General features: G+C 48.7%; 3 protein-coding genes. 1 reads left to right on the forward strand and 2 read right to left on the reverse strand.

Translation table 11 applies throughout. The features are described from left to right. Nucleotides 1–124: 124 nt before the first annotated feature. Nucleotides 125–1,600 carry an EscC/YscC/HrcC family type III secretion system outer membrane ring protein gene (locus tag J5224_RS24015; protein WP_264627742.1) on the reverse strand — a complete coding sequence of 492 codons (1,476 nt, stop codon included), beginning with the start codon at nt 1,598–1,600 and terminating at the stop codon, nt 125–127. Then, entirely contained in the window at nt 1,587–2,039 is a 453-nt protein-coding gene (locus J5224_RS24020) for a pathogenicity island protein (RefSeq protein ID WP_264627743.1), read from the reverse strand. The genes J5224_RS24015 and J5224_RS24020 overlap by 14 nt, the downstream gene beginning before the upstream one ends. Nucleotides 2,040–2,218: 179 nt before the next feature. Between J5224_RS24020 and J5224_RS24025 the strand changes: the two genes are divergently transcribed. After that, the coding region (locus J5224_RS24025) for a histidine kinase dimerization/phospho-acceptor domain-containing protein (protein ID WP_264627744.1) at nt 2,219–3,690 on the forward strand (1,472 nt) is incomplete at its 3' end.

Consider the following 3,690-nt stretch of genomic DNA (forward strand, 5'->3'; position numbering starts at 1 on the left):
CAAAGGGATGCACAGATCGCATTCCCGCTCACCAATAGAGAGACGACCTTCCGATAGCCACACTTCCCGTCCATGCAATACGCCGCCTAGAAGGCGAATCTTCCACGTGTTTTCCATACGCCTTTCACTGTTGTCTATTGGCAACGGATGCCTTGATCAGGAACAAGCGAATAACGCTATGCATTTGGTTGGTTTTGGTGCTGAAAAGGTGCCCAAGCACAGGGATGCTGCCTAACAAAGGGATTTTCTTTTCCGACTGTATCTGCTTATCCTGTTTAAACCCGCCCAACAGCAAGCTCTGCCCCGCTTGCAACATGGCTTGCGAAGCGATTTCCGCATTTTGAACACCGGGAAGCGGCTCTTCCTGGCTAATGGGTTCGCTTTGTTGCCCATCCTGAATGTTCAGATTCAACATGATATTTTGCTTGCCATTCTGTTCTAACAGCCGTGGTGTAACGCGTAGTAGCGAGCCAGTCGTTACGGACTCCAGTTTGGCGACCTTGTCGCCCTCAAGCTTGGTGTAGAACGTGACGTTTTTATCCAACACGGCCTGAATATTGTTGAGCGTCACCACCGAGGGTTGCGATAACACATAGGCACGCGAATTCTTTTCCAGCGCGCTAAGGCGCACCATGAAATGCGGCGTGTCTTTGATCACGCTGGAGAATCCGCTGTCCAGGCTCCCCCCGTTATTATTGAAGCTGAGCATGCCGCCACCGATCGATGTCGCCGCACTCCAGTCAATGCCCAACTGGCTGATATCCCCAGCATCCACATCAATGATGGTCACAGAGATTTCGATCATTTCAGGCCGTTGATCCAACTGGGTAATCAGCTGGCGATACCCCGCCATGTTGACGCTGCGATCGCGCACGATGACCGCATTCTGACGTGGGTCCGCAGAAAACATCGGTAGCCCCTGAGTCGCTGGCGTATTACCGGCTGGCGCGGGTGCGCCGCCACGCGTCATATCACGCAACACGCTGACAATGCCAGGCACCACAACGGTCTGATCGCGGTATTGATAGTGATCATCCAACGCCGTGGCATATTTCAAGGGATATACCACGACGCTTACTGCATCATCCTGACGTTTACTGATATCCGCATCCAAACTGGTTGCCAGTTGCGTAACGCGTTCTAGGCACGCAGGTACGCCGCTGATTTCCAGCGCATGCTCATTCAACACGGGATAAATGACACAACTTCGTGCTTCAGGCACATTCAGTTTGCGTAGATTTGCTGCAAAACGCGTGGCAGATAGCATATTCAGTGTTACAAGATGGCGTGACAGACGCTGTGCGGGATAAATAAACAGCGTATTGCCATCGTAATAAGAAACCAGATTATATTGGCTCATCAACTTGCACAGAATATTCACCGGCGGTTCTGGCAAGATGACGCCGCTGAAATTTTGTACAATCGCTGAATCAATATTCGTTGATGTGTAATAGTTCTCTGCGAGATTCTTCAGCAGAGAAGAAAGTGACATATTTTGTGCCCGCAATGAAAAATCATTGCCCTTCCACGGTAAGTCCTCAGCATAAGAAAACGAACAGAAAAAAAACAAAACCAAATGGGCGATTTTATATAGCTTCATATTCTTTTACCTGGCATGGGTGTTGTTTACTCAAAATGAGGTATCGACAATAACGTGTTAGCGCCACATGTATCTCTATTTCCTTTGCCATTACTTCGGCAGAGATCTTCTTATCGTAAACACAACACAGCCAACTTTTATCCTCGGAGAAGTAGCAGGAAAAGTCGTGAATGTCATGATGAGCCCCCAACAAACATGAAACATAACACAATGTTTTTAATGACAAATCACAAGAGTCAACGAGATGTATTGCCAGAATCCAAGAGAGATTGCATGAATAGCCTTTCGCTGGAAGATCCGCTATTTTCATCGCGACTTCTCCTTTACTATTAGGCATGGATATATCCTCAACCAAAGGGATACTTTTTAGTAAATCAAGCATGTAGAACAACCTCCATGGGATAATCTTATTCTCAAATGCAATGAGAATCTTAGACATCAACCCTATACCTGATTTTTACTTATGGAGACGTTATATATATTTACAAATTAAAACAATCGCGGCACTAAAGCCTATTATAGTTTTAGTGAAAATTACCGGTTTAGAGAAAATCGACAGATGTAAATTCATTCGCCCACAGGGGCAATTTCATTTAGACACCATTCTCGGGTATGACAATGAAAAGAAAACGCTCATTGGTGAGTAAACCGACATTATTTATATCACTGTGCTTATTTATTATCTGGCTGGTTTCTGTTTTTGCTGCAACCTACGCCTCACTTAACCAGGAAAAACATTATCTAATTGAAAATCTAACGCACTTTTCCACCCTGCGGGCAACATTAACCAATCACCGTTTTGAAGGTGCAGAACGGGATGCACAGATATTGGCACACCGTTACCACCTCTATCACAGCGAAGCCGCGGACAAGGCCGTGGTCGACAAAAGTGAAAGCTGCTACTTGCCCATTGATACCAACACATGTATCCCCAAAACGGTTCAAGAGCAAGATCGCAGCTTTATCCAGGTTTACGGCACAGCCGGGCAAACCTATTATCTCGACAGTTTTGTGCTCGATAGCCGCTATGGCATCTCACTGTTGCCCCCTCGCGAGCACGCCGCTGACTATTTTTCGCGTCGACGCACTGAGTTAACGGAATTGCTTGGTAGCCCCGTTAACCACAATATGCACTGGGGCGAACCCAAGTTCACAGAGGGCGTGGGCTGGAGCATCTCCGTTGCAGCCACCAGTTCACAGGGTACGCTCGCCGGGCTTGCCGTAAAATTAAGCGATGTGCTCTCCTACGGCCAGTTGTTCTCCGGCAGCGATATCAGCCTCTGGCTGGATAAGCAAAATCACATCCTGCCTTTTTCCCTGTTCGACGAGAAGCAAGGTCAAGCATTACAAGCGCTGTTCAACGACGTCACGCTGCATGACGGTTGGCAGGAAATTCCCGGCTATCTGGTGCTGCGCACCCAGTTGAAAGGGCCCGGCTGGCAACAGGTTATCCTGTATCCAACGCGAGATATCATCCACCGCGCGTTGTCTATCGTCATCAGCCAGTTACCCTTCGCATTAGCGACATTAGTCCTCCTTGCACTGATGCTGTTGGGATTGCTCCACCGTCATCTGGCCCGCCCATTGCAGGATTTTGTCGATATCATCAATAAGACGAAACGGGCACCACAGTCGCTACGTTTGCCGGAAAACCGTCAGGATGAACTGGGCAGTATTGCTCAGGCTTACAATCGGCTGTTGAACGATCTGCGCGCACAGCATGACAATCTGGAAAATACCGTGGTTGAACGCACACGCGAGTTGATTATCGCCAAACAGCAGGCGGAACAGGCCAACAAACGCAAAAGCAGCCACCTGACCACCATCAGCCATGAACTGCGCACACCGCTCAGCGGTTCACTGGGTGCGTTGGAGTTGCTCCAACTCACCCCGCTGTGTGCCAAGCAAAGTCATCTGGCGGAAACGGCACGGCTTTGCACCCTATCCTTGCTGGATATCATCAACAACCTGCTGGATTTCTCGCGTATAGAATCAGGACAAATCTCGCTGCACGTTGAGCAGACAGCGCTGCTTCCGCTGATCGATCGCGCGATGTACACCATTCAGGGACCGGGAAAAAGCAAAGGATT

The organism is Candidatus Symbiopectobacterium sp. NZEC135, assembly GCF_025962695.1.

Coding starts and splice junctions, on each gene's coding strand:
- J5224_RS24020 (WP_264627743.1), bottom strand. CDS start 2,039: ATGTCTAAGATTCTCATTGCATTTGAGAATAAGATTATCCCATGGAGG.
- J5224_RS24015 (WP_264627742.1), bottom strand. CDS start 1,600: ATGAAGCTATATAAAATCGCCCATTTGGTTTTGTTTTTTTTCTGTTCG.